The organism is Marinobacter salarius (assembly GCF_032922745.1).
Classification (GTDB): Bacteria; Pseudomonadota; Gammaproteobacteria; order Pseudomonadales; family Oleiphilaceae; genus Marinobacter.
The window spans coordinates 4,016,471-4,042,505 of record NZ_CP136693.1 but is presented as its reverse complement, the minus strand read 5'-3'; the positions used below and the strand labels follow the sequence as shown (position 1 = coordinate 4,042,505).

Genomic DNA, 26,035 nt, shown 5'->3' with positions numbered 1-26,035 from the left:
TCGGTCTTGCAATGTGTCCCTTTATGACTGCGCGGGGGTTACTATCTCCACGCAGTGCCATTAGGCCGTCGCCGAGCGGTTCGGGTCATTGCTAAGGCCGGCAAGGTTTTTGTTCAAAGCGGAGAGAGAACCAGGGAAATTCCAATTTCGTGACGCCCTTCAAATCCCGAAAATCATTCAGTGTGTGCTATCAGGAGCGAGAGCTCTTTGAGGATGAGAGCTATTTACGGTCGCGGGCCTGCCGGCGGACATCTCCGGGCGTCTGGCCTGTCCAGGAGCGGTAGGCTTTGGTAAAACCGGCCTGGTCGCTGAACCCCAGCTTCTCAGCAATGGAATCGAGTGGGATAACTGTATCGGTGAGGTACAGAGTGGCAAAGTTCTGACGTATCTCGTTTCTGAGCACTCTGAATGAGGTGCCTGCGGTCGACAGGTGCTGCCTCAGGGTGCGCGGGCTCATGTCGAGCCGACGTGCAAGATTGTCCATGGTGCAGGGGCGGCCCGGTTGGCTCATGATCATCTCCCGCACCTGCATGACGGTTTCATCGGTCTGTTCTGATGGTTCCCGCTCTCGTGAGCGGGCGTTGGCCAGGATGAATTCCAGGCCGGTATCGTCGTTGCGAACAGGTCGGCCGGACAAAGGCATGGTGACCTGGCTCGCCGGAGCGTTGAAGCGAAATTCGCAGTCGGCAGCAATGCTGCGCCACTGCTCGGGTTCCAGGGACGAGTCGAAATCGAACTCAAAACAGAAGTGATTGCACACCTGGGATGAAATTCGATGGATGCTGCCCATATAGATTTTGGTGAGGCAGGGGCGTAAGTCGCCAAGGCCCCAATTGTCGATCAGTTGTATCCTGAAAGTGGATCCGGTTGAACAGAGGTCCATGTCCATCAGCGGCAGGCCCACGCGCAAGTACTGTACAATCATGCTGATCAGTCGCCGGGGGTTTTCCTGGCCGAGCACGGCGAAGCCAAGTAATCCGTGGGCCGGGAGGTCCAGTTGCTGGCCGAACTGGAAGGCCGCCCTCTCGTCGCCCATCAGCCACTCCGCCTTGCCCAGCAGTTGCCGGACCTGCCCCATGGAAAGACTCGCATCGGGATCGTCCAGCATGTCGCTGGAAATGTCGGTATCTCCAAGGATGGCTTGGCGCCGAACACCCTTGCGCTCCATAAACCGAATAAACTGTCGGGCGTAGCGTGCCGAGATCAGCGGCACTTCGAGCGCCATCGGGCTGGACGTTTCCACCGTTCGTTCCATGAGAGGTAGCCTTATTGAACTGGAACTGTCGCGTTCAGCGCACAGTTGTTTACTCTGTCTTGGCCCAGTATAGGCAGGGTTGCTTGGGTCGATTTTGCTCAACGGTCACGGTTCTGGTGTGATGGCCGGAAATGACAATGAAACATTCGTTAGATTTTGCAGGAGATCTCCCATTGAAAGCTCCCTGTCCGGTGTGTGAAACACGCTCACTGGCGCCGTTCCAGACCATCAAAGACATACCGTATTATCGTTGTGAAACCTGTGAGGCCACGGTCATGGACTCGTCTTGCTGGCTGGACGAGCGCCGGGAAAGGGAGATCTACAACCTTCACGACAATCATCCGGAAGATGAGGGCTATCGCCGCTTTCTTTCGAAGATGACCAGCCCGTTACTCGAACGACTGGAAGCGGGTGTACGCGGCCTGGATTTTGGCTGTGGCCCTGGCCCGGCGCTGGCCGGGATGCTGCGGGAAGCGGGCATGGACATGGCGCTCTATGATCCCTTCTTTCATCCGCAAACGTCTGTTCTGGAACACCAGTATGATTTTGTATCCTGCACGGAGGTGGTGGAACACCTTCATCGCCCGGCGGATACGTTCCGTCGGCTGGACAGGCTGCTGAAACCGGGTGGCTGGTTGGGTGTGATGACCTGCTTCCAGACAGACGACCGACGATTTGCCAACTGGCATTACCGGCGGGACCCAACCCACGTTGTATTTTATCGGGAGTTCACTATGGCCTGGTTGGCACGGACGTACGGGTGGCGCCTGGAGGTTCCGGCCAAGGACGTCGCGCTGTTCCAGAAAATTCAGTGAATCGGGGTAGGGCAGTCCAGTACAGGGCAATCGACGGGACGGGGGCCATCGCTGTTGTTCTTGACGTTGCCGTCGAAACGCTCTGGAGCGATGGCGCTGGCACAGCTCGCTGCGGTCCTTGATGCCGTGGCACAGCCTTGGGTGGCCAGTGCGTGGGCCAGGTTGTTCCAGCCTGCGGCCAGGTTCGGGAATTTGGCCGTCAGTCTCAGGAAATGTTGCGCGGCCAGGTCCACCTGGCCCTGTTGCCAGGCAATGTTTCCCTGCCCCATGATGGCAGCCGGTTGGTCTGGCCAGGCCTGTTCGGCCGTTCGATAGGCCTCAGTGGCAGCGATGGTCCTGCCAGTGGTTTCCAGGTCGTTGGCGGATGTCAGATAGCGCAGGGGCTGCGCCGTTGCAGGTAGTTGGTCGGGCGGCAGGATGACCGTGGCCCAGTTGTCTGCGCGGTCCCATGTGGCCATGAACACTTCCAGTGCCTGCTCGTGCCGCTCCTGGGTGCCGGTGTGAAGGATGATGGAGCGGTCGCTGGCGTCGTAACCAATCGCCACGGCAAAATGCCATTGTGGCCACCAGTCAAATCGCAGATTCTGCATCACCAGCACCGGGTGGCCAGAGGCTATCTCCTCCAACAGGCTCTTGAGCGAACCGTCCAGCGGGTAGACCAGTAAGCCATGGGATCGGGCGGCGGACACCATTTCAACTTTCAGGCTGCCCTGGCGTGAAGGCAGATACACTAACTCCTTCAGTACGGTGGGGTTGGTGTTCAGGCCCTGGCTATTGAGCATCATGGCCAGGGACGCCGGGCCGCACTGGTACAGCTCCTGAGCGTGGAAGGGAACATGATCCAGCACTTTCCGCTGGTCAACACCGGCCGTGTTCAGGGCAGGGGTATCGGGCCATTGGGGGCGGCTGGCGCAGCCCGCCAGAATCGTTGCCAGTAAGAGACTGACAACGACTCGCAGCAGGTGCAACTGGGTAGGACGGATCACGGAGCTATTGCGCTACCGGATACAGTTGATGAACGGGAAGATATTGGTGGCGCACAGCATATCGGTGATGATGAACACCAGCAGGAACAGAACGATGATCCCGACAACGCCCTCGCCAACGGGAGCCTCCGCCAGTTGTTGCTCAAAGGCCGACAATTCCTCCGGCGTCAGGTTCTGGATGCGCTGTTCAACCTGCTCCTGACTAACGCCCATTTCCGCCAGTTTCTCTTTAACCTCATCCTGCTCAAGCATGTTGAGCAGTGACTGGCGGTCCAGATCCGTGCGTTGCTCGGTCAGCAGCTCACCGGTTCCAACCATACCCGCCGAGGCAGACGATGCCCAAACGGAGCCGAAAGCCATCATGATGGCCATGACAAACGATACGTACCGCAGATGGTTTCTCAGGGTTTGCATTACACTCTCCTGTTATTTTTCATTCAAGAAGCGGTCTTTCCGGTTGTTGCCTGCGATGTAGCCGACTCCTACATCCGACATTCAAGCTGACCTAATAGTAGCACGCGTTATCGGAGGGCCAGGTTCCGAATGATGACAGAAACTTAAAACGTGGACAGTCCCGTTGCCTCCATCAGCCTGTATTGCCAATACCGTATCCGGGATTCATCGGCCCAGGCATTGTAGGGCAGGCTCATGACTGGTGTGTCACCCGGGCCGTGGTTCCATTGCTCGTCGAAGAAGCCGGCCGCTTTGCTAACTGTCTCTGAGTGCACGGTGGAGCGCACGCGTACACTGGTTTCAAGGTTCAGATCGTCGAGGTTGCGGCGGGTGAAATTGGCCGAGCCGAGCAGCAGTTGAGCGTTGCCTTGGGTGTCCCGTCTGACCAGTAATTTACTGTGGCACTGTTCACCTTCGGTGTTGCACCAACGTACGGTAATGCCGGCGCCATTGAGTTCCATGGCTGCCTGGCGGTTGGGTATTCCGCTTTTTTCCATGCCAAAGGCATCGTTGTTGGCGTCCAGCAGTACCCGCACTTCGACACCGCGTTCGTGGGCTTCTTTCAATTCCTCCAGCAAGGTTCGGTGTGACAGGTAGAACATGGCCAGGTCCAGCCTGTCGCCCGCTTTTGCGGTGCCAATGATGTCCCTGGCGGCTGTCCGTATGGCCGATTCTGTGACGACCTGGATGGTATCGACCGAATCGATGCCGGCCGCGGCTTGAGGCAGGCTGCTGATCATTTCGTCCACTACCTCGGTGTTTGCACCGGACATGGCCAGAACGGCACGCTCACTGAGCAGCAAATCGGCCACGGCTGGCCCTCCGAATCGCAGGCCGATGTTGCTGTGCCGGCTACTGCCATCGTGTGGGTTGGCGGAGGTCACCAGGGCGTTAAAGCCCTCTGCGTTGTCGGTGATCAGGACTTTGCGGTGGTTGGCCTTGAAGTTGGGGAGTGCCAGGTAACTGCGCAGGGTGACCGGCTGCTCACCGAGTGCGTTCGGTAGCCAGCCGCCGGTTGCCGAGTTGCCCATCCACTGACAACAGAAGCGCCACAGGCCGGACCAGGTCGGGTTGCTGTCACGAAGGCGCTCCAACCTGGTTTCTATTACCGGAATGCCTGCTTGCCTTAGTTGCTGGAAGTAGGGCGAGGCTGTACCACCGTATACGGTGTTTATGGGATCGGAAATAACGACAATACGCACATCCGGATTCGCCTTGCGTCGCTTGAGCAGGGCGTCAGTCAGCTCCCTTGCCAATGGCCGCTGACGGCTGCCTTCTTCACGGGTGTCGTTGAAGAGGAACATGTCCACCAGTACGAAGCGGCGGGCGTTCGAAACCATATCGAGGGCCCCGTCGAAAATCTCGTGGTCCAGCCGAGGCTCTTCGTTGCCGAAGTGCAGGGTTCTGTCGGTGAGCAGCTTGGCATTCGTCAGAGGATGGGGATTGCCCTCGTAACCGAACCCGGGGGGTAGGGGCTTCAATGTGTGGTAAAAACCGGTTGTTGTAATGGTCAGAATAACCAGGCCGATCAGTAACTTCACTGTCATCGTCGTACTTCCTGACGGAAAGGGTCCAAAGACGAAACTATACTGCACCGGAACCTGTGTCGTCCTTACACCCTTGTCATCCTGGATTAATAATGATCGCGACGTGATCCTGGTCCCAGCTAAACAAACACTTACAAAAAAGGTCCGTCTTGAGCTATCGCTGCCGGCATTCACTTTCTAAACTTGTTGTATCAATCATTTACGACAACGATTCCTGTGAATTCACTGGCTCTAATTGGTTCCCGTCTGTTCAGTTTGCGCCTGCTTATTGTTGTGCTGGCGCTGGCCTCTGTGTTTGTGGGGGACGCATTGCCGCTGCTGGGTTGGTTGGATCGGGTACTGTTCAGCACTCTTGGCAACCCTGCGGGCATTGAGGATGCCGTCAAAGTGGTGGATATGTCACCGGCCGCATTCGCAACGGCGCTTCAGGCCCGGGGGCTTGTCGAACCCGAGTGGTCGGCGCTGGCGATTCGCGCCGGTTTGATGGTGTCGGCATTGATCCTGGTGCTTGCGGTTCCACAAATGGGAGGCGCGGTTGCTCTACCGGTGCTATTGCTCGTTGCCGGGGCTCTGGTGGTTCTACAAGCGGCGCTCATGTTCTATCAGAGCGCCTGGTTGCCATTGGGTGAAGTGGTCACCCTGCTGATGGTCGGTTACATCATTATGCTGTTCTGGCTACAGCCGAGGCGTGATATTGTCGCGTTGTCGGAGAACGTTCGTGCAGCCCGCACCCGACTTGGCCGCCTGTTGTTACAACAGGGGCAGTCCGATGAGGCGCTCGAGGTGCTGGCCGAATGCCCACCCACCGAAGACACCTTGGCACTGCAATATGACGTTGCCATTCAGCAGGAGCGCAAACGTCAGTACGACCGGGCGTCCGCCACCTACCAGCAGATTCTTCAGCAGAAGCGGAAGTACCGGGACGTGGAAAAACGCCTGGCGGCGCTTGAGAGCCTGACCACCGAGGCAACCGTCGTTTCTCCCGGTGGTTTTGACAATACCCGAACCCTGGTCATGCCCGAGCAGAGCGTCAGCCGGCCCACCCTGGGCCGCTACGAGATCGAGCGTGAGATAGGGCGCGGCGCCATGGGTGTGGTCTATCTCGGCAAGGACCCCAAAATAGCCCGTACCGTGGCCATCAAGACACTCAGTTACCAGGCCTTTGAGGACAACGAGCTGCGGGACCTGAAATCACGGTTCTTTCGGGAAGCTGAGGCGGCGGGCCGCCTCAGCCATCCGGCAATTGTCACCGTGTATGATGTCGGGGAAGAGGCCGACCTTGCGTTTATCGCCATGGATTACGCAAAGGGCAGGCCGCTTAGTGAATTTGGCAAGCCGGGGCGGTTACTGCCGCTGGCGAAGGTGCTGGATATCGTCGCCCGGGTGGCGGATGCCCTCGATTACGCGCATCGCCAGAAGATCATCCATCGCGATATCAAACCGGGTAACATCATCTTCAACCCGGACAACGGTGAGATCAAGATTACCGATTTCGGCATAGCCAAGATCTCGGACGACTCCCGGACTCGCACCGGGAGTGTCATGGGCAGCCCACTGTATATGTCTCCGGAGCAGCTCAAGGGCCAGAAAGTGACTGGCGCCACCGATACCTACAGTCTGGGAATCACGCTGTACAAACTGGTGTGCGGCGAGACACCCTATCAGGGTGACACCCTGGCCAACCTGACCTACCAGATTCTGAACAAGCGCCCACGGAGTGTCCGCGAGTTCAACCCGGAACTCCCCAACGGTGTTGTCCGTCTGATTAATAAAGCCATACAACGGGAGCCTGACAAGCGCTTCCTGAGTGCCGCCACCATGGCGGAAGCGTTGCGAAGACAGGCGAGCCGTGAGGCAAGGGAGGAAGCATCGTGATGAATCCCCAGGTGGCTGGCATAACGGATGTAGGGGCGTTGCGTACAGCCAACCAGGACGCTATTGACTGGCGGGTCAGCGAGGATAACCGGCAGGTGCTGCTTGTGGTTGCCGATGGCATGGGCGGTTACCACGGCGGGGAAGTGGCCAGCCGTATAGCCGTAGACACGGTGATGGAAGTGCTGGTGCCCTGGTTGTCGCCGGATGAAGGTGTGCCGGAGGAGCCGGACGACGCCATACAGTTTGCGATCAACCTGGCCAGTGAGCGAATTGCCGATCAAAGGGCTGCCGATGCAGACCTGGCAAAAATGGGGACCACGCTGGTGATGGCGTGGGTGATTGACGGTGAGGCTCACCTTGCCCACCTGGGGGATTCCCGCTGCTATCTCGTTCAAGGGCGAGAGCTGGCATGCCAGACCCGGGATGACACCGTGGTACAGAACATGCTGGATGACGGCAGCATCCGCCCTGATGACGTGCCCCATGTGCCTTTTCGTAATGTGCTGACACGGGCGCTTGGCGCCTCAACGGCCATTGCCAGCTTCCGCCGCGTGCGGATGGCAGCTGGAGATTCCTTACTGCTCTGTTCCGATGGCCTTACGGGGGCTTTGCCGGAGGACCAATGGCTGTCGCTGATGTCTACGTGCGAAACACCCGACGATAAGGTCCGGGCGCTGGTGGATGCGAGCCTGGATAACGAGGCGGCCGACAATGTGTCCGTTGTACTGTTGATTCTTAATTAATGGAGGAGGCCTGTATGGCGTCACTTTCCCAACTGGTGGACAACGTTGTGGTGACCACTTTTGAGCTGGAGCAGCCGGAGATTCATGTCGGCAGGCGTGGCGATAACGATATTCGCATCGACGAGATTTCGGTCAGTGGCCATCATGCGTTGATTGAGGCGGTGCCCAATGCCTATCTGGAGGGTACGGTGGACTATTACATCACCGACCAGAACAGCACCAACGGAACGTTTGTGAACGAACTGCGGATTGACCGACGCCAGCGCCTGAACAGTAACGACCTGGTTCGCATTGGCTGGAACGAATTCCGCTTCATTGACGAAGAGGAAAATGCGCTGGAGAAAACCGCCTACATACTGGATTAGTGGTCCACTGGCAGGCCGTTGAGCACCAGTCGGGAGAAGCGGCCGAGCAGGGACGTGGCATTGGGCGCGTCGATCACATTCTCAATCAGAGCCTTGGCATCGAGCCCTTCCTTTTCCAGATCGGGTGCCTGCACCTTGAGGTAGGCCCGCATCACCTCTGCTGAGAATTCCGGGTGGAACTGGATACCCCAGGCGCAGCGGCCCACACGAAAGGCCTGGTGCGGTTCGAACTCGTTTCGGCCCAGGAGAACGGCATTCTCCGGCAACCTGAGTACGGATTGCCGATGCGTCAATTGCGCCGGAAATGTTTGGGGCAACCCCTTAAACAGAGGGTCATCCATCGCAGCGTCCAGCAACTCTACCTGATGGGTGCCGGTTTCCCGGCCTTGTGGATGATAACCTGCTTCACCACCCAGAGCGTGGGCCAGCAGCTGATGGCCATAGCAGACCCCCAGAACTGGCACCTCTTCCGTCACTGCCTCAGCTAGCCACGCGGCAGTGCCCTCACTCCAGGGCGCCCGGTCGCTGACCATGGCTGGTGATCCCGTCACCACGATCCCGTCCCAATTCCCGGGTTTGCCCGGTAGGTCGTCAACCGTAACATCGACTACGTGAAGGTCGAGCTCCGGATCCAGCCCGGCCAAAAACCAGTTATCGAAATCCCCGAACGACTCCAGAAGGGACGGGTAGGTATTACCTGTTTTGAGTATGACGACCCTGGCCAAGGTGTTGCTCCCGTCAGTCTGCGATGACTGCGTTGTGGTAAACATTCTGGACGTCATCGAGGTCGTTCAGCATGTCCATAAACTTCTCGAACAGCTCAATGTCGTCGCCTTCGACAGTGGTGGTGGTCTGGGGCAGGAACTGGATCTCGTCTACGTCAAACTCCAGGCCTTCAAACGCTTCCTGCAGTGCCTGTCGCGCCTTGGCGTATTCGGTGTGGGGCGCGAACACAGTAATCATACCCTCTTCGTGCTCAATGTCAGTGACATCCACATCCGCCATCATCAGTGCTTCCAGAGCCGCTTCCTCGTCGTCGCCCTTGAAGCCGAGAATGGCGCAGTGATCGAACATATGGCTGACGCTGCCCTGGGTGCCGATCTTGCACTTGGTCTTGGTAAACGCCAGGCGTACGTCGCCGAAGGTACGGTTGGGGTTGTCGGTCAGGCAATCCACGATGGCCATGCAGTTGCCGGGGCCGAATCCTTCATAGCGAGCAGGGGAGAAATCCTCACCAGCGCCACCCCGGGCTTTCTCGATGGCCTTCTCAATGACGTGCGCGGGCACCTGATCTTTCTTGGCACGGTCGATCAGGCCACGCAGGCTGAGGTTTGCATCCGGGTCCGGGCCGCCGGACTTGGCGCACACATAGATTTCGCGGCCGTACTTACTGTAGACCTTGGTTTTGGCGGCGGCCGTTTTGGCCATGGAGTCTTTGCGGTTTTGATAGGCTCTGCCCATTACGCTGCCTCAATTTCATTTTCAAAAGTGCGGATTTTACTCGACTACACAGGCCGGTGACAGCCTTATTTATCGAGGTTGTCGACGGCTCTTCCATGGTACCAAAGTGCCAGGGTTTCAGAACTTTCCGGTCAGGTACCGCAGAATGTGTTCGTGTTACGGTCGGAACATCGCCATTATCACCGAACGCGGAGATTGCCATGAGGTCCGTTCGAACATCGCTCATTGCAGCCGTGAGTTTGCTGCTGTTCACCGGAGCTCCGACAGTGGCAAACAGTGCCGAGCCGGATCAGCAGATGGGCGTGGCTCGGGAGATGATCCAGGTCCTGGAGGCCTATGCCGTCTACAAGATGGGCCAGTACGATCTGGCGTTCGAACGTTACCAGGCGCTTGCCGAAGCGGGGAGTCGGCAGGGTATGTATAACCTGGGCAATATGCACGCAGCCGGGCAAGGCACGGCACAGAGCGATTCGAAGGCTTTCGAGTGGTATCTGAGGGCAGCGGAGGCTGGCGACAAGCTGAGCATGTCCGAAGTGGCAAAGGCCTATGAAGCGGGCATTGGTACCAGGGCAGATCCGCAACTGGCCCGCCACTGGCGGGAGCGTGCCGCAACCGAAGATTGATCATTATCAACCTGCCACAATACCCCCGCCCAGCAACGAGTTCTTCAGTTGCTTACGCCAACTTGGGCACCCTGCGGATGCCCTTACGGATCCCCTGATCAAGAGCGGAGCTGACCAGTTTGCCGGTGAACGGCACGATGTCGTCAAAGGAAATGGTGTACTGGACGCGAGTCCTGCCATTGGCGGCATCGTCGAAGCGGATGCGACCGATATGGTTGCGGATGGGGCTCATGCTGGAAATGGTGTACTCAATAAGCAACCCCGGCTCGAAGGTAATGACGGTCTCTTCAAGGCCGATGGGGCCGATGCCGATCTTGCGGATGGACCCAAGGCCGTTGGGGTCGGCCTGGTCGCTGTCGCGAATGCGCTTCACTGGTGCTCCCAACAGCTTCCCGAAGCGCTCATGATCCGCAAACAGTGCAAACACACGGTTGCGCGGCACATCAAAGGTTTCGTCAATTTCAATCTTGTAGTTCGCCATGTATGAACTCTTCAGAGACGGTTTTCATCAGGGTATCCGGTTATGTGTTACAACAAAAGTGACGTGGTGGCAATGACCGAGCGTTGGCCCAAAAGGGCTGAATGACAGCCGAGCGACAGGTACACTGAGCCTCGTGGTGCATCAGTTATCATACCCCCAATACAGCCCGACAAGGTGCATGGACCCGCATGAACAACGATAACGAACAACCCGCACGCTCAGATCTCGCGACACCACTGAATGGCATCTTTGCGCTCGGGATACTCTATACCCTCTACGTCGCCCACCAGATTGTCCTGCCAATTGTCCTCGCGGTCCTGACCAGCCTGCTGTTGTTTCCCCTTGTCAAAAAAGCCTATGACAAAGCCGGGATCCCAAGGGTGCTCAGCTCATTGGTGTTGATCATCGTGGTGATCGCTGGTCTGGCGGGTGTTGGGGCGACCGTCGCAACGCCTGCCCTGGAGTGGGCACAGCAGGCGCCACAGGGGATCTCTCGACTGCTCATGGGTGAGAGCGGCATAAAAAGCCAGATTGATAAGGTCAACGAATCGGCAAAGAAAGTGGAAGAGTCGATGGACGAACTATCCAAAGACGAGAAGACCACAACCAACACTGTCGTCCTGAAAACTGACTCTTGGCGAAACCAGCTACTGAACAAGGCCCGTAACGGTGCGGCCGGCCTCGCACTTGCGCTGGCCCTGACCTATTTCCTGCTCGTGGGTGGTGACCGCATCATCCTCAACTTTGTGCGACAACTCCCGAAGCGACAGCGCCGCAACGTGCTCCAGATTGCCCGCGATTCCCAGCAACAGATCGCCCAGTATCTGGCGGTACTCAGCCTCAGCAACCTGCTGGTTGGCATCACCACCGGGCTCATCTGCTGGGCAGTGGGGCTTCCGGACCCAGCCGTTTGGGGGCTCGTTGCCGGCTTGGCCAGATTCATCCCTTATCTGGGCGTTATCCTGACCATCATCCTGCTTGCGGTTGTGTCTGCCACCAGCCTCGACACACTCTGGATAATGGCCATCGCCCCGCTCGGCTATTTGGCTCTTACCTCTACCGTCGGGTTTTTCATAGAGCCCTGGATCCACGGTTTCCGCATGGCGATCAATCCCGTCGTCATCTTCGTGTCCATCTTCTTCTGGGGCTGGTTGTGGGGCCCGGTTGGCGTGTTGCTGGCGGTCCCCCTGATGACCATCATTCAGGTGGTCCTCAAACAAATCCCGAAACTGCGGCCGATTTACAAGGTTATTGCCCGGTAAAAGCGGCCAGGGGGCCCTGACACTGCTGGGAATCTGGCCTATCCTGACCTGATATCCAGCAAAGCAGGAGCAGAACGCCCATGATCCAGAAGACCATGAAAGCCATGCTGCTCACCGGCCACGGTGGCGTCGAGAAACTGGAATACACCGAAGACGTGCCCATCCCCACCCCTGGTGCGGGAGAGGTGCTCGTCCAGGTCACCGCCACCGCCAAGAACAACACCGACCGCAAAGCCCGGGAGGGTCTTTACCCCACCAAGGATAAAGGCGACGTAACCTCCTTCCAGATGGGAGGCTCAGCCACGCTGACGTTCCCAAGAGTTCAAGGCGCGGACGTTGTTGGGCGTATCGTCGCCGTGGGGCAGGGTGTTGAGGATACGCGGATCGGCCAACGAGGCCTGCTGGACTTTAACCTCTACGCCGACGACCGCCGGAATATCAACCTGACCCCGGACTACTACGGCCACGGCGCCGATGGTGGGTTCGCGGAATATATTGCTGTGCCTTCCGACCAATTTCACCATGTCGAGAATGCCGATCTGGCCGATGCCGAACTTGCCGCTATGGGCATGTGCTCCTATCAGACCGCCTTGCACATGCTCACATCCGCACGGATAAAAGCGGGCGAGCACATCCTTGTGACCGGTGCCAGTGGTGGCGTTGGCACCGCCCTTATCCAGCTTTGCCGCATCATGGGGGCGATTCCCTACGCGCTGAGCCAGCGTGATAAGGCCGACCCTCTGCTCAATCTGGGCGCCGAAGCCGTGCTGTACCGTTCCGACATGGACAACTTCACGGATCAGGTGCGGTCCGTCACTGGTGGTCGGCCGATAGACGCCGTGATGGACCTGGCCGGTGGCGAGATGACCGATCAGTTTATCGACACCATGATCTTCGACATGAACAGCCGCGGTGACTATCCAAGGCTCAGTATCGCCGGCGCCAGCGCCGGGAACGTCAGCGAAATCATGTGGACACGGATCTACCTGTATCAGGTGCAGGTGTTCGGCGTGTCACACGGCACCCGTGAAGAAGCGGAGCAATTGGTGGCCTGGATTCGCAGCGGTCAGCTGAAGCCGGTGCTGCACGCCGCTTTCAGACTTTCAGAGTTGCACGAAGCGGAACGCTACTTCGTCAATCGCAACAGCAACTATCTGGGAAAAATCGTAATCGTCCCGGATGCCCAATGGGCCGAGCATGGTGCCCCGTTTGCCCTGGAGAAGTCCTGATGCGTCCCGAACTCAAACTGCAACTGATGGACACCCACGCCGGCGGGGATGTAAGCCGGATCGTGACTGGCGGGATTTGCCCGCTTCCGGGGGACACCGTGCGCGCCCAGATGGAATACCTGCGGGACAAGGCGGATGGCCTTCGCACGTTACTACTGGAAGAGCCCTACGGCATCCCGGAAATGTCCGTGGACCTGCTGGTGCCTCCCACGGACCCCGAGGCGGTCGCCGGTTATATCATCATGGAAGTGATGGGGTATCCGATTTACTCCGGTTCCAACACCATCTGTACCGCCACGGCCGTTCTGGAGAGTGGCATCGTCGCCAAGCGGGAAGGGTGGCAGAGCTTCGCGCTGGAAGCGCCTGCGGGCCTGGTCCACATCGACGCCCTTGTTCGGGACGGAGTTGTGGAAGCCATTACCTGCGGCGGGCTGCCCAGTTACATTGACACCTACCAGGCCAGCATCCACGTGCCCTCGATCGGTGACGTATCCTACAGCGTAGCCTACAGCGGCGGTTTCTACGCCCTGGTGGACGCGACGAGCCTTGGGTTTTCCCTGACCCTGGATGAAGAACGCAAACTCAGCGAATGCGCCTATCAGATAGTAGAGGCCATCCAGGCAGAACGCGGCTTCTCCCACTACACGCTGGGTGATGTCGGACCCTTACCCTTTCTCCATTTCATGGGGCCGGTTGAACAATTGTCGGATCATTCGTATCGCTCACGGTCGGCCACCTATGTGCATCCCGGAGTTATCTGCCGCAGCACCACCGGCACGGGTACTTCAGCACGGCTTGCGTTAATGAACTACGAGGGCAAAATCAGCCCGGGCGACCGACTGGAGACCGTCTCCCTGCGTGAAACCGGGTTTATCGGTGAATTCACTGGCGTGCGCCAGGAAGGGGAACATCAGGTGGTCGAGAATACCATCACCGGCAAGAGCTACGTGCTTAACCGGGCGGATATCATCGTAAACTGTGATGATCCGATGGTGGACTGTGGGGGGCTTACTCACATTCTTTTGTAGCCTGAGGTTTTGCGGGCGGATACGGGGGGTGGGGGTATTTTTTCTTCTGGAAAAAGAACTCGCTTTGCTCAGACATCTTTTTCCTTACCAGAAAAAATACCCCCACCCCCCTATCGACGTGCAGCTCAGGAATATCCAGAACCTTTCCAGTCGCTTTTTCTCTCTTCGCGCTTCGCGAACCCTCCGTGGTCAGCTCGGCGCGGGGTGGTATCTGGATTTTTCGCCAGAAAAAGATGTCCGAGCGAAGCGAGTTCTTTTTCAAGAAAAATACAGATGCCACCCCGCAAGCCCGCCCCCAAAACCATCAGGCTACGAAAGAGAAAGCAACTCCCAAAGCGTCAGGCAGTCTGAACCCGAACCCCCGAAACCTGACCAAGGGCAACTTCCGCCACCGTATGCAATTTCTCCAGTTGCGACTGGAGCATGGCAATCGGCCGGGTTCCCTCCAGGGTCAGGGTGATATCGAGATGCTCCCCGGCGGATTCCACCGCCATCGTTGCAATCCGGAAACCGCGAATACGGACTACCTGGCAAAGGCGCTCCAGGGCGGCCGCTTCCTGCGACATGCGGCAGTTGATCTTATAGCTCGGTGTTGAGGACTGGCTTTGCGGTTTCATGCAACGTGTTCCTTTTTGTTGGTGCGTCGGGTTTCGTCGATCATTTCGCGGTTGCTGGCGCCGGGTTTGACGATGGGCCAGACGTTCTCCTCACGGCTGATGGCCACATGCAGCAGCATCGGGCCGTTGTAGGCCAGGATGGTTTCGATGCCACGGCGGATCTGGTCAGTGCGGCTGATGTGCAACGCCGGGATGTCGAAGGCGCGGGCCATGGCGACGAAGTCCGGGTTGTCGTCCAGGTTGATCTGGCTTTCACGATTGCCGTAGAACAGTTCCTGTTGCTGGCGCACCATGCCCAGGCACTGGTTGTCCATGACGATCAGTTTTACCGGCAGGTTATAGCGGCGGATAGTGGCCAGTTCCTGGGCGTTCATCATGAACGAGCCATCGCCCGTCACGTTGATCACCGTACTATTGCGGTCGGAAAACTGGGCACCGATGGCAGCGGGCAGGCCAAAGCCCATGGTGCCCAGGCCGCCACTGGTGAGGTGGTGGCGAGGGTGATCAAAGTCGTAGTGCTGGGCTACCCACATCTGGTGCTGGCCAACGTCGCAAGCGATCACGGTATCGTCGGGGGCAATTCGGGAGAGCTGGCGAACAAAAGCCGGGCCGGTGATCGGAGCCAGGGGTTCTTCGTTGTCGGCGGCGTGGAAGCCGCCGGTGGTGTGCCAGGTTCGGCACTGTTTCTGCCAGTCGCCAATGTCCAGCGGCTTATCCTGTAAGGCGTTGGTCAGTGTTTCGAGAATGTCATTCAGGTCCCCCCGAATAGCCAACTCGGTCGGGCGCAGTTTGTTGATCTCGGCGGCGTCGGCGTCAATGTGGATCATCTTCGCGTTTGGGGCGAAGCCATCCAGGCTGCCGGTGGCGCGGTCGTCCAGGCGGGCACCGATAACCAGCAACAGGTCGCATTCATCCACAGCTTTGTTGGCCGCCCGGGAGCCGTGCATACCCAGCATGCCCAGGTTGTAAGGGTTGTGTTTTCCCGGGTTTCCGATGCCTTTGAGCGTTACCACCGCTGGCAAAGCGGCGGATTCAGCAAAAGTGCGAAAGCGGTCTTCAGCGTGTGCCAGGCTGATGCCACCACCGCTGTAGAGTATGGGTTTGCGGGCTGCCCGCAGCATCAAGAGCGCTTCGGCCAGGTCCGGGAAACTAGTCTCCTGTGGTTCGGGCCGCGGGAAGGGAGCATCGCTGACGTCAGCCAGCAGCAGGTCCTTGGGTATATCAATCCACACCGGCCCCGGCCGCCCACTTTGAGCCAGTTCCATGGCCTCTTCCATGATCGCGGGCAGGTTGTCTGCGTCGTCGACCAGATAGCTGTGTTTAACGATGCCCAGCGTCATGCCCAATACGTCGGTTTCCTGGAAGGCGTCGGTACCGATCAATCCCGAGGGTACCTGGCCGGTGATGACCAGCATGGGGATGGAGTCCCGGTGAGCGTTGGCAACGCCCGTGATCAGGTTGGTGGCGCCGGGGCCTGAGGTGGCAATACATACGCCGAGCTTACCGCTTGCGCGAGCGTAGCCGTCGGCGGCCAGGGCGCAGGCCTGTTCGTGGCGGCACAGCACGTGTTCCACGCCGACATCGTCCACCAGCGCATCGTATAGCGGCATGATGCAGCCTCCCGGATACCCGAAAACCGTGCTGATGCTGTGGCGGTGGAACGCGTCAAGAATGTGCTGTGCGCCGTTCATGGTCGTTATTCCTTTTTCCTGATGCAAAAAAAAGCCCCCGGGACCTTTCGGTGCCGGGGGCTTTCGTGTGTTTGTCGAGTCTGTTTCTATCTCACCCGCTTGTCCACACAGAAGCCCCCGGACGGTACCACGACCACCAGGACTAGCTTCACAAGGACAACCACTGCGTTGAGATTCATAAAATGAGTATCTGCTCTGAATCTGTGAGAAATTTATGTGTAGAATCTACCCCACGAAAACAACCGGATGCAACCGTTTTCTGACAGTTTTTGAAACGTGTGCCTGGACTGTAAACCGACATCACCCGAATGTAACTGCGAGCGATCAATGACCAAAGCAAAACTGGGATCTATCGGATTGTCCTTTCTGGTACTGGCCTTATTGGTTGTGTGGATGGCAACCGGTGACGTCAAGGAAGCACGGGATGAGGCACCAGAGAACACACCTGAGGATGCCGTCAGTACGCCCTCCGTTCAGGTGGATGTGCTGAGGACAAGGCTTTACGAGCCCGGGTTGATGCTGCAGGGGCAGTTGGAACCCTGGCGAACTGTATCGATTGGTGCCCGGGTGGCCGGTACAGTAGAAGAGCTGATGGTGGAGCAGGGTGCCCAGGTTGAGGCAGGGGATGTCCTGCTTCGACTTTCCGAGGATGGCCGACGTACCTCGGTAGAACAATGGCAATCCCGCATTCGCAAACTGGAGGCCGATCTATCGGCTGCCCAGAAGCTCCGCTCCCGGAACCTCACCTCTGAATCTGAAGTATTGACCCTGCAAAGTGAATTGTCCGCGGCCAGGGCGGAACTCGCTCAGGCACGCCTTGCAGTTGACAACCTGGAGCCACGCGCGCCTTTTGACGGAACGGTGAATCGACGGGATGTTGATCTTGGTGACCTGGTCCAGGTCGGGTCACCACTGTTGGAGCTGGTGCGCGTTGATCGGCTGAAAGCGACGGGACAAATCCCGCAGCAGTCAGTGAGCGCCGTCGAAGAGGGGCAGGCCGTGACCATTCGCACGTTGGATGGCGACAGCCTGGAGGGCGTGGTGAATTTCGTGGCCAGTGCCGCAGACCCTGACACCCGCAGTTTCCCGGTGGAAGTGTCCATAGACAACCCGGAACGTAAACGGGTTGCCGGCGGTAGTGCCACGCTGCGCATTGCTTTGCCGGAAGTGGAGGCGATGTTCATTTCGCCGGCCTATCTCAGTCTTGGAGATGATGGCCGGCCTGGTGTTCGCTATGTGGGCGACAATAACGAAGTGGTGTTTACCACGGTCAAACTGCTGAACGTCACTACGGACGGCGCCTGGGTCACGGGCCTGCCGGATGAAATCCGGTTGATTACCCGGGGGGCGGGTTTTGTATCCATCGGGCAGCAGGTACGCCCGGTTGATCGTGATTCGGACCGGGGCTGACCGATATGCGAACCTTGATTTTCGCCGCTCTCGACCGCAGCCGAACCACCCTTCTGACACTGGCTTTCCTGATTCTGGGCGGAATCGCGGCTTTTCAGACCATCCCCAAAGAGGCAAATCCGGACATCACCATCCCGATGATCTATGTGTCAATGACACTGGAGGGAATAAGCCCGGAGGATGGTGAGCGCCTGCTGATACGGCCCATGGAGCAGGAGTTGCGCTCTCTCGAGGGCGTCAAGGAGATGCGAGGTACGGCATCGGAGGGCCACGCCTCGGTGATGTTGGAATTTGATGCCGGGTTTGACCCCGATATAGCGCTTCAGGATGTTCGGGAAAAGGTAGACACCGCCCGCAGTAAACTGCCTCAGGAAGCGGACGAGCCACGGGTGAACGAAATCAACGTGGCGCTTTTCCCGGTAATGTCGGTCGGCCTGTCGGGGCCGCTGTCAGAGCGGGAACTGGTGACGGTTGCCCGGGGTTTGCAGGACGCCATCGAAGGCATCCCGGAAGTGCTGGAAGTGGACATTGGCGGTGACAGGGAAGACCTCCTCGAGATCGTAGTTGATCCCCAGGTGCTTGAAAGCTATGGCGTCGACTTTGATCAGTTGGCGACGTTGGTCACGCGTAACAATCAACTGGTTGCTGCCGGAAGCCTGGATACCGGTGCCGGTCGCATGACCATGAAGGTTCCGGGCGTTATTGAATCCGTGGAGGATGTCATGGCCATGCCGGTCAAGGTGGGCGGTGACACCGTTGTGACGTTTGGCGACGTGGCGATGCTGCAGCGTACCTTCAAGGACCCGAGAGGGTTCGCCAGGATCAATGGTGAACCGGCGCTGGTGCTGGAAATTTCCAAGCGCACCGGCGCCAACATCATCGAAACCGTGGAAAAGGTGAAAGCTCTGATTGACAGTGCTGGACCGCAACTGCCTGATGAGCTGGAAGTTCGTTACATTATGGACCAGTCCGGTGACGTGCGGGACATTCTAAGCGACTTGCTTAACAACGTGCTGACCGCCATCGTGCTGGTAATCGTCCTGATTATAGCCGCCATGGGCCCCCGTTCTGCCCTGTTGGTGGGACTCACCATTCCCGGTGCGTTCCTGACCGGTATCCTGGTGATCTGGGGCATGGGCTTCACCCTGAATATTGTGGTTCTGTTCAGCCTCATACTGGTGGCTGGCATGCTGGTGGACGGAGCCATCGTGGTGTCGGAGCTTGCCGACAGGAACCTCTCCGAGGGCCAGAGCGTGAAGTCTGCATGGGGCGAGGCGGCCAGCCGCATGGCCTGGCCCATCATCGCGTCAACCGCCACCACGCTGGCGGTTTTCATTCCCCTATTGTTCTGGCCGGGCGTGGTTGGCGAGTTCATGAGCTTTTTGCCCACCACCGTCATCATCTGCCTGACCGCCTCGTTGGCCATGGCTCTCGTATTTTTGCCGGTCCTTGGCAGCATCAGCGGCGGAAAGCGCCGTCCCCAGTCTGCGATCAGTGGTCGGATGACGGACGTCTACCGTGGTTTTCTTGGGCGATTGCTGGCAAAGCCGGGGTTTACACTGCTTGGCGTGCTTGGCGTCGTTGTGGTGATCTATGCGGCCTATGGCAAGTTCAACCACGGTGTTGAATTTTTCCCGAGCGTGGAGCCGGATTCAGCACAGGTACATGTCAGGGCCAGAGGCGATCTGTCTGTGCAGGAGCGCGATGCCATCGTTCGACAGGTCGAGCAGCGTTTACAGGGAATGCCGGAGGTGAAAGCCCTCTATGCTCGCTCAATGGTCAGTCCCGGAAATCAGATGGCGCCAGACGTCATCGGTGTGCTGCAGTTCCAGTTCACGGACTGGTTTGAGCGACGGCCAGCGACACAGATACTGGAAGATTTCCGCTCACTCACTGCGGACATTCCCGGCATCGAACTGGAGTTTCGCAAGCGGGAGGGCGGTCCCGCGGATGGCAAGCCCATTGAGCTTATGGTCAGCAGTATGGACAGCGACAAACTGGAGCAGTATGTCGCTCTTATCCGGGAGCGAATGTCTGACATTGATGGCTTCGTGGATGTCGAAGACGACCGTAGCCTTCCGGGCATCGAATGGCGCCTGAACGTCGACCGCTCAGCCGCCGCCCGATTTGGCTCAGACGTGCTCAGTGTTGGTAGTGCGGTGCGACTGATTACCAACGGACTGGTGCTCGCTACCTATCGTCCTGAGGACGTGCGCGACGAAGTCGATATCGCCGTGAGAGTGCCCAATAATTGGCGGGAGCTGGATCAATTCCAGCGCCAGACGATTAACACCAGCCGCGGGCAGGTGCCGCTCTCGGAGTTTGTTGAGCTGGCTCCCGGTGACAAGATTGGCAGCATTACCCGGGTAGACGGACAGCGCACCATTACGATCAAGTCCGAGATAGAGCCGGGGCGCCGTGCGGACGAACTTCTGATGGCGCTGCAGCAGCAAATGCCTGAAACGCCCGAGGGTGTGTCCGTCCGATTTGCAGGCGAAAATGAGGACCAGGAGCAGGCCTCGAATTTCCTGGCATCGGCGTTTCTGGTCGCCATTGCCCTGATGCTGTTGATCCTGGTGACCCAGTTCAATTCGCTCTATCAGACCATGCTCATTCTATCGGCCATTGTGCTTTCAACGGCGGGCGTGTTGCTTGGCCTTCTGCTGAACGGGCAGTCGTTCGGAATCGTGATGGTGGGTATGGGTATCATTGCCCTTGCGGGCATCGTGGTGAACAACAACATCATTCTGATCGACACCTATAACCAGATGCGCCGAAGCGGTATGGCGGCCTTTGAGGCCGCGTTGGAAACCGGATGTCTGCGCCTGCGACCGGTATTGCTGACGGCCATCACCACCATACTCGGGTTGATGCCAATGGTGCTCGGGGTAAACGTGGATCTCCTAACGCCATCGCTCGGCATCGGTGCTCCATCCACGCAATGGTGGACCCAGCTATCCAGCGCCATCGCAGGCGGGTTGGCGTTTGCAACGGTGCTCACGCTGTTGTTGACCCCTGCACTGCTGGTTCTGGGAGACAAAGTAGGGCGGGCATTCAAGTCAGCTACCGCTGATCACTCCAGCGACGCATGACATCTGAACTGTATCGTCAGGGCAGTGGAAAAAACTCATCCATGAGAGCGTTGAACGGCAGAGGCCTACTGTATCGATAGCCCTGCAGATAGTCACAGCCCTGCCGGAAAAGCCACTGTTCATGAGCTTCGGTTTCGACGCCTTCGGCCACGACCGAGAGCCCAAGGCCCCGCGTCAGGCCGAGAATTGACAGGGTAATGGCGCAGTCGTCTTCGTCGTCTGGCAGTTGGCTGATAAAGGAACGGTCAATCTTGATCCGCGAGAAGGGAAGACTCTTGAGACGGGAGAGCGACGAATAACCGGTTCCAAAGTCGTCTATGGACAGGCTTGCACCGTCGGCGACTAGCTCTTTCAGAATACGGGTCAGTGAGCTGAAATCCCCTTGAATGGAATCTTCGGTTACCTCGAAATGCAATGCGCTGACCGGCACGCTGTGTTCACGGCAGGTTCCCCGGATCAGGCTGGGCAGTTCCGCCACCGACACCTGCTCTGCCGCCAGGTTGACTGAAATCTCTGGCAGCGTGATGCTCTGATTGTGGGCCTGTTGCCAGTGTTCGCATACGCGGCGGAGCACACACTCCCCCAACGCATACATCAGGCCACCGCTTCTGGCTATATCCAGAAACTCAATGGGTGGCAGCCAGCCGCGTTGCGGGTGCTTCCAGCGCACCAGTGCTTCCAGGGACTCTACTTTCAACCCGGAGGTGTTCAAGATGGGCTGGTAGAACACGTCCAAAGTGTGGTCGCTGATGGCCACCCGTAATTCGTTTTCCAGGGCGAAGCGGGAACGGGCCGTTGTCTGGATGCTGGAGTCAAAGAAGCAGGCCTGGTTCCGGCCTCGCTGCTTGGCGTTGTACATGGCGGCTTCGGCGCCTCGTAACAGATCTTCGGTGGTTTGAAAGTCTCCGGGCAGGTGACAGATACCAAGACTTGCGCCAACGTTGATGGCGTGGCCGGTGAGACGGATGGGCTTGTTAATCTCCTGCCGTATCCGTGAGGCAGTCAGTTCCAGAGAGTCCCGCATGGTGTGGTTGCGCACAATCAGGGCGTACTCATCGCCGGCAATCCTGGCCAATAGATCCTTACCCGGAACGGAGAGTTTTTTCAGTCGGCGGCCGACTTCGGCAATAACGTCGTCTCCTACCTGCGGCCCAAGCCCATCGTTAATGGATTTCAGACGATCCACATCAATCCATATCAGGGCCAGACTACCAAGACCCCGTCGCTCTATTTTACCGGCAAGATGGCCGATACGGCCTCGAAGGGAGTCGATGTTTGATAGCCCGGTCAGTGAATCGTAACGGGTGACGTATTCGAGTGCGCGTTGCGAGTCGAGCCAGGCTTCGTAGGTATTGATCAGACTGATGGTGTCGGCAATGGCGACGACAAAGGAGATTTCCGGCAGGGTCCACTGACGTCTGCGCGTTGATTCCAGGCAAACAACGCCGCTAAGCCGGGCACCATCAAACACCGGTGCGTCAAGCATTGACATTATGTTGAGGGGGGCCAGGTACCCAGGCGTGAAGGCCCGGGTTCGGGGGTCGTTCTGCGCGTCTTGGACGGAAATGACGCGCTCGGTTTCGAGGGCCGAGAAGTACTCCGGATTATAGGACTTGTAAAGGCTGGATGTTTCACCGGTGGCCGAGTCTCTGGTATGAAGCCACTCGGATTCAATGCGATCCCCTTCCTCCGGGAACTGCCAGACACTGACCCGGTCAACGTCGAGCAGCGTCGCACAGAGCTCCGTCAGGTCTGCGAGTTTGTGCGGGCGTTTTTTGTCGACAAACGCGGGACTGTGGCTGAGTTCCGTCAGTGCCTTGTGAAAGGTCACAAAGGTGTCCGTATCGTGCATAGTCTCTGGCTGTCAGTTCCGGGAACAATAGTCGGTTTACGACAAGAAGTGGCGACCGGCCGTTATTGAGCCAGCAGCTTCCATTCCCCGACTCTCTCATATTCGCCCCTGGCCGTGATACTGTCCATTTCGAAGTCATGAGGGGCGTGGATGGAAACCGGTTGTCGCTTGTGAACCCCTGTCCGTTCAGGGAGCGGGACCCGCCACCAATTGATCGGGACGCTGGTCTATTCTGGGCCAACCCGCGGCGTCCTCCAGCAAGAACGCCAGTTCCAGCAGTGTCTGCTCACCCCCATGCTTGCCCATCAGTTGAATGGAGAGTGGTAGACCCTGGTTGTTGAGGCAGGCTGGCAGCGAAATGGCGGGTGCGCCGGTGGCGTTGGCCAGTGGGGTAAAGCTTACGTATTGGGTCAGGCGGTCGAACAGGGTATCAAAGTCAATCGTAGGGCTCAGATAACCGATCTCCGGGGTGGTGTGGCCGAGTACCGGCGTGAGAATGGCATCGTAACTGGCCATCGCGCGAGCGTAGTCGTGATATGACCGGTGCAGGCGCCAGAGCGCCGCTGGCAATTTGTAGAACTGCCTCCGGAAGGCCTTGTCCAGGCCAAGGGTCAGCCCGTCCAGTCGTGACTTGTCAAAACTTGGGTGAATCAACCGCTTGCCATTGGCGCGCACGCCGAAGGCCAGCATTCCCCAATAGAGCGCGAAATCATCGGGGAAAGAGGAGGCAACGGGAATCTTCATTGGTTCCACCCTGTGCCCCAGCTTTTCCAGCAACTGCGCCGTGTTTTCAACGGCAGCGCGCGTTTGCATGTCGGTGGCGTGACCATTAATGGAGTCGGTCACCAGGCCAATCCTGAGTGGACGCGTGGCGGGCCCCTCTACCTTTCCAATGGCTGGGAGTTTCGGGTTCCGGAAGAAGCGCTCCGCTCCGTAATAGAAGTTGGCGGTATCCCTGACCGTGCGCGTTACGACACCATCACTGACGATATTGATGGGTAGTGTTTTAGCTGCGTCGTTATCGATCAGCCGCCCCCGGGTTGGTTTCAACCCCACCAGCCCGCAACAGGCGGCCGGAATGCGGATGGAGCCACCGCCATCGTTGGCGTGGGCGATCGGGACAACACCTGCCGCAACCAGCGCGGCGGAACCTCCTGACGAAGCGCCGGTGGAGTATTGAAGGTGCCAGGGGTTGCGGCTTGGGCTGCCATGGGTGGGTTCAGTGGTGGCGTTGAAACCGAACTCAGGCAGAGTGCTTTTGCCAATACACACCAGGCCCTGAGCCAGCAACTGGCGGGCGAAAGGGCTGGTTCTGTCCGCCGGATGGGAATCGATGGCTGCGGTGCCATGGGAGGTGGGGAATCCTTTTACCTCGGTGTTGTCCTTGATTACCGTAGGGACTCCCGAAAACAAGCCAGGCCCGTTTTTCCCGGAACGGACTTCAGTCGCGATGAGTTCCGCATTATCAGGAATGGTAGTGACTAGACCATGGATAACGGGTTCTGCCAGCCGCGCCCGTGCCAGGGTTGCCACAAGCACTTCGTCTGGTGAGACGTCGCCGTTGCGAATCAGTTCGGCCAGCGCGGTGGCATCATGCCGGTCAAGTAGATCGTCACTGAACGTGTGCAGGGATTGTGCTTGAGACTGGATGGTCAAGGCGGATACTCCGTGTTGGCTCCGGGGCTGCATCCACTGTATACAAAGACTAAACGTGATGATATGTCATATCAGGAAATTGCATCGCTCTGCACAAAAGGTAAGAATCCAGTTTCAGACCGTTTTGACAGGCGATAAGCTTGTTCTGGCCACCATCACAGTAATAAGCGAATTTAATGATTCCCCTGGACACTTTCGACTCATTTTCCGAACCACTCGTCCGATACTTTCTCGGCATTTTCTTCCTGTTGATCGGCATCCAGTTCACGGCACGAAGCCTCGGCCTCCACGCCAGGATGGGGTTTTCCTTTATAAACTACGGCGGGCGGGCCACTGCCGGATGGTGGCATAGGCACATTTTCAATGTTTTTCGGGCTTCAATCCTGGCGGTGGTTTTAGCACGTGTCTTTGTGGATATTGACTCCTGGCTGGGCGTTTTCGATGCGCTCTACCATGGGCCGGTACTGGTCATGGGAATGGTGCTCCTGTTGCTGTCGTTCAGCCTGGTCAATTATCTACAGGCTTACATGCACGAGGATTGGCGTTCGGGTGTTGACCCAAAACAGGATCGCCACCTGCTCACTGGTGGTCCTTATCGTCGCAGCCGAAACCCAGTGTTCATGGCGGTTATGCTCGGCCAGTTGGGCTTTTTTCTGGCGCTGCCTTCGGTGTTTTCGCTGGTATGCCTGGTTGCGGGCGTAACGGTATTGGTCAGGCAGGCGAGGGTGGAGGAAAAGGCCCTCGCCGAGTTATTCGGCGAGGCTTACGAGGCCTATCGCAGGCGCGTGCCTCGCTGGCTGTAGGTCTGGCTCGCCGGGACTTTAGTCTCGGGCTTCCTTGACCACGTCGTAGGCGTGACTGATTTCACGGGTGCGCTCTTCCGCCATTTCCCGCATGCTTTCAGGCAGGCCACGTCCGGCCAGTTTGTCCGGATGATTTTCACTCATCAGTTTGCGGTAAGCTTTCTTGATTTCGGCGTCGCTGGCGGAAGGCGAAACCCCGAGAACCTTGTAGGCATCATCAATCTGGCTGGCGGACGATGCCTGGCCTGCGGCGCCAGACTGGCCGGCGTGGGCGCCCCTCAACATGGCTTCCAGCTGGTCTACCTGAGCCTCGGGCAGTCCCAGGCCCCGGGCAATACGCACCAGCATCTCATGTTCGGCCGGGTGGACCACACCATCGGCGGCAACGGCAGACACCTGTACCTGAAGGAACATCTGCAGTAATGCGGGCTGGCGGCCACTCACCCGCAGGAAGTGTTGCAGTTCCGCATCCAGGTCGAAGTCATTGGCCTTGCCACGGTTGAAGGCAGCCTTGGCGCGCTCCCGGTGTTCGCCGGAGAGACGAAACCGATCGAACAGGCGTTCCGCCACCTGGATCTCATCGCGAGTGACAACGCCATCGGCTTTGCACAGGGCGCCCATCACCGCAAACACGGATTCCAGGAAGTCCGTCTGCACATTGCGCAGTTTTTGCCACAGACGGCTCTTGATGTATCGGGTCAACAGTACGCCTGCCACAGCGCCAATCAGAAGGCCGGGAAAGCGGCCAAACAGGTAGCCGATCAAACCGCCGATAAACAGGCCGAACATGT

Annotated in this window: 23 protein-coding genes; 11 read left to right on the top strand and 12 right to left on the bottom strand. The window is 58.2% G+C overall.

Annotated elements, in window-relative coordinates; genetic code table 11:
• Positions 1–220: 220 nt before the first annotated feature.
• Positions 221–1,255, bottom strand: coding sequence for an AraC family transcriptional regulator (locus R1T46_RS18750; protein ID WP_317306540.1), 1,035 nt, complete (start codon positions 1,253–1,255; stop codon positions 221–223).
• 173 nt (positions 1,256–1,428) lie between these two features.
• Here R1T46_RS18750 and R1T46_RS18745 point away from each other — a divergent pair, with 173 nt between their 5' ends.
• Positions 1,429–2,070 carry a methyltransferase domain-containing protein gene (locus tag R1T46_RS18745; protein ID WP_317306538.1) on the top strand — a complete coding sequence of 214 codons (642 nt, stop codon included), beginning with the start codon at positions 1,429–1,431 and terminating at the stop codon, positions 2,068–2,070.
• On the opposite strand, the gene R1T46_RS18740 is transcribed toward R1T46_RS18745, so the two are convergent.
• The 3 genes from R1T46_RS18740 to R1T46_RS18730 all read right to left on the bottom strand — a co-directional run bounded on the left by R1T46_RS18740 (position 2,064) and on the right by R1T46_RS18730 (position 5,056).
• Entirely contained in the window at positions 2,064–3,056 is a 993-nt protein-coding gene (locus tag R1T46_RS18740) for a PA2778 family cysteine peptidase (RefSeq protein WP_317306537.1), read from the bottom strand. The two genes, R1T46_RS18745 and R1T46_RS18740, sit on opposite strands and share 7 nt — an antisense overlap.
• A 12-nt stretch (positions 3,057–3,068) precedes the next feature.
• Positions 3,069–3,470: a PA2779 family protein gene (locus R1T46_RS18735; RefSeq protein ID WP_126810417.1), complete on the bottom strand. Its 402-nt coding sequence runs from the start codon at positions 3,468–3,470 to the stop codon at positions 3,069–3,071.
• Positions 3,471–3,613: 143 nt separating this feature from the next.
• Entirely contained in the window at positions 3,614–5,056 is a 1,443-nt protein-coding gene (locus tag R1T46_RS18730) for a phospholipase D-like domain-containing protein (RefSeq protein WP_317306536.1), read from the bottom strand.
• Positions 5,057–5,272: 216 nt separating this feature from the next.
• Here R1T46_RS18730 and R1T46_RS18725 point away from each other — a divergent pair, with 216 nt between their 5' ends.
• The 3 genes from R1T46_RS18725 to R1T46_RS18715 are packed head-to-tail and all read left to right on the top strand — an operon-like array spanning position 5,273 to position 8,039.
• Complete coding sequence (locus R1T46_RS18725) at positions 5,273–6,931, top strand: serine/threonine-protein kinase (RefSeq protein ID WP_317306535.1); 1,659 nt, start codon at positions 5,273–5,275, stop codon at positions 6,929–6,931.
• Positions 6,931–7,674 (top strand): PP2C family protein-serine/threonine phosphatase, encoded by a 744-nt coding sequence (locus tag R1T46_RS18720; RefSeq protein WP_075195861.1) that lies wholly within the window; start codon positions 6,931–6,933, stop codon positions 7,672–7,674. The genes R1T46_RS18725 and R1T46_RS18720 overlap by 1 nt, the downstream gene beginning before the upstream one ends.
• Before the next feature lie 14 nt (positions 7,675–7,688).
• The gene (locus R1T46_RS18715; protein ID WP_075195860.1) at positions 7,689–8,039 is read left to right on the top strand and encodes an FHA domain-containing protein; all 351 of its coding nucleotides are present in this window, start codon (positions 7,689–7,691) and stop codon (positions 8,037–8,039) included.
• Here R1T46_RS18715 and R1T46_RS18710 read toward each other — a convergent pair.
• Together R1T46_RS18710 and R1T46_RS18705 are read right to left on the bottom strand one after the other, a co-directional pair.
• The gene (locus R1T46_RS18710) at positions 8,036–8,764 is read right to left on the bottom strand and encodes a glutamine amidotransferase (protein ID WP_227517773.1); all 729 of its coding nucleotides are present in this window, start codon (positions 8,762–8,764) and stop codon (positions 8,036–8,038) included. The genes R1T46_RS18715 and R1T46_RS18710 overlap by 4 nt on opposite strands.
• A gap of 13 nt (positions 8,765–8,777) precedes the next feature.
• Positions 8,778–9,500 carry a YebC/PmpR family DNA-binding transcriptional regulator gene (locus R1T46_RS18705; protein ID WP_036204509.1) on the bottom strand — a complete coding sequence of 241 codons (723 nt, stop codon included), beginning with the start codon at positions 9,498–9,500 and terminating at the stop codon, positions 8,778–8,780.
• 200 nt (positions 9,501–9,700) lie between these two features.
• Here R1T46_RS18705 and R1T46_RS18700 point away from each other — a divergent pair, with 200 nt between their 5' ends.
• Positions 9,701–10,123: a tetratricopeptide repeat protein gene (locus tag R1T46_RS18700; protein ID WP_036204511.1), complete on the top strand. Its 423-nt coding sequence runs from the start codon at positions 9,701–9,703 to the stop codon at positions 10,121–10,123.
• Positions 10,124–10,175: 52 nt separating this feature from the next.
• Here R1T46_RS18700 and R1T46_RS18695 read toward each other — a convergent pair whose 3' ends face one another.
• Positions 10,176–10,604: an SRPBCC family protein gene (locus R1T46_RS18695; protein ID WP_075195858.1), complete on the bottom strand. Its 429-nt coding sequence runs from the start codon at positions 10,602–10,604 to the stop codon at positions 10,176–10,178.
• Positions 10,605–10,792: 188 nt separating this feature from the next.
• On the opposite strand from R1T46_RS18695, the gene R1T46_RS18690 reads away from it, so the two are divergent.
• From R1T46_RS18690 to R1T46_RS18680, 3 genes are all read left to right on the top strand, one after another.
• Positions 10,793–11,866 carry an AI-2E family transporter gene (locus R1T46_RS18690; protein ID WP_036204515.1) on the top strand — a complete coding sequence of 358 codons (1,074 nt, stop codon included), beginning with the start codon at positions 10,793–10,795 and terminating at the stop codon, positions 11,864–11,866.
• A gap of 80 nt (positions 11,867–11,946) precedes the next feature.
• Positions 11,947–13,095 (top strand): alcohol dehydrogenase catalytic domain-containing protein, encoded by a 1,149-nt coding sequence (locus R1T46_RS18685; RefSeq protein ID WP_317306534.1) that lies wholly within the window; start codon positions 11,947–11,949, stop codon positions 13,093–13,095.
• Positions 13,095–14,123: a proline racemase family protein gene (locus tag R1T46_RS18680; protein WP_036204518.1), complete on the top strand. Its 1,029-nt coding sequence runs from the start codon at positions 13,095–13,097 to the stop codon at positions 14,121–14,123. Before R1T46_RS18685 ends, R1T46_RS18680 begins: the two co-directional genes overlap by 1 nt.
• A 338-nt stretch (positions 14,124–14,461) precedes the next feature.
• Here R1T46_RS18680 and R1T46_RS18675 read toward each other — a convergent pair whose 3' ends face one another.
• On the bottom strand, positions 14,462–14,740 hold the full coding sequence (locus R1T46_RS18675) for an ACT domain-containing protein (RefSeq protein ID WP_036204520.1): 279 nt from the start codon (positions 14,738–14,740) through the stop codon (positions 14,462–14,464).
• A complete protein-coding gene (ilvG, locus tag R1T46_RS18670; RefSeq protein ID WP_317306531.1) occupies positions 14,737–16,431 on the bottom strand; it encodes an acetolactate synthase 2 catalytic subunit in 1,695 nt (564 codons plus the stop codon). Before ilvG ends, R1T46_RS18675 begins: the two co-directional genes overlap by 4 nt.
• Positions 16,432–16,758: 327 nt before the next feature.
• On the opposite strand from ilvG, the gene R1T46_RS18665 reads away from it, so the two are divergent.
• Both R1T46_RS18665 and R1T46_RS18660 read left to right on the top strand, forming a co-directional pair.
• Entirely contained in the window at positions 16,759–17,841 is a 1,083-nt protein-coding gene (locus R1T46_RS18665; RefSeq protein WP_317306530.1) for an efflux RND transporter periplasmic adaptor subunit, read from the top strand.
• Between the two features lie 5 nt (positions 17,842–17,846).
• On the top strand, positions 17,847–20,933 hold the full coding sequence (locus R1T46_RS18660) for an efflux RND transporter permease subunit (RefSeq protein ID WP_317306529.1): 3,087 nt from the start codon (positions 17,847–17,849) through the stop codon (positions 20,931–20,933).
• A 16-nt stretch (positions 20,934–20,949) separates the two neighbouring features.
• Here the strand turns inward: R1T46_RS18660 and R1T46_RS18655 are convergent, their stop codons facing one another.
• Positions 20,950–22,785 (bottom strand): sensor domain-containing phosphodiesterase, encoded by a 1,836-nt coding sequence (locus tag R1T46_RS18655; protein WP_317306528.1) that lies wholly within the window; start codon positions 22,783–22,785, stop codon positions 20,950–20,952.
• 186 nt (positions 22,786–22,971) lie between these two features.
• Complete coding sequence (locus tag R1T46_RS18650) at positions 22,972–24,441, bottom strand: amidase (RefSeq protein WP_317306527.1); 1,470 nt, start codon at positions 24,439–24,441, stop codon at positions 22,972–22,974.
• 410 nt (positions 24,442–24,851) lie between these two features.
• On the opposite strand from R1T46_RS18650, the gene R1T46_RS18645 reads away from it, so the two are divergent.
• Complete coding sequence (locus R1T46_RS18645) at positions 24,852–25,244, top strand: isoprenylcysteine carboxylmethyltransferase family protein (protein ID WP_317306526.1); 393 nt, start codon at positions 24,852–24,854, stop codon at positions 25,242–25,244.
• Between the two features lie 18 nt (positions 25,245–25,262).
• Here the strand turns inward: R1T46_RS18645 and djlA are convergent, their stop codons facing one another.
• Positions 25,263–26,033 (bottom strand): co-chaperone DjlA, encoded by a 771-nt coding sequence (djlA, locus tag R1T46_RS18640; protein WP_317306525.1) that lies wholly within the window; start codon positions 26,031–26,033, stop codon positions 25,263–25,265.
• Positions 26,034–26,035 lie beyond the last annotated feature (2 nt).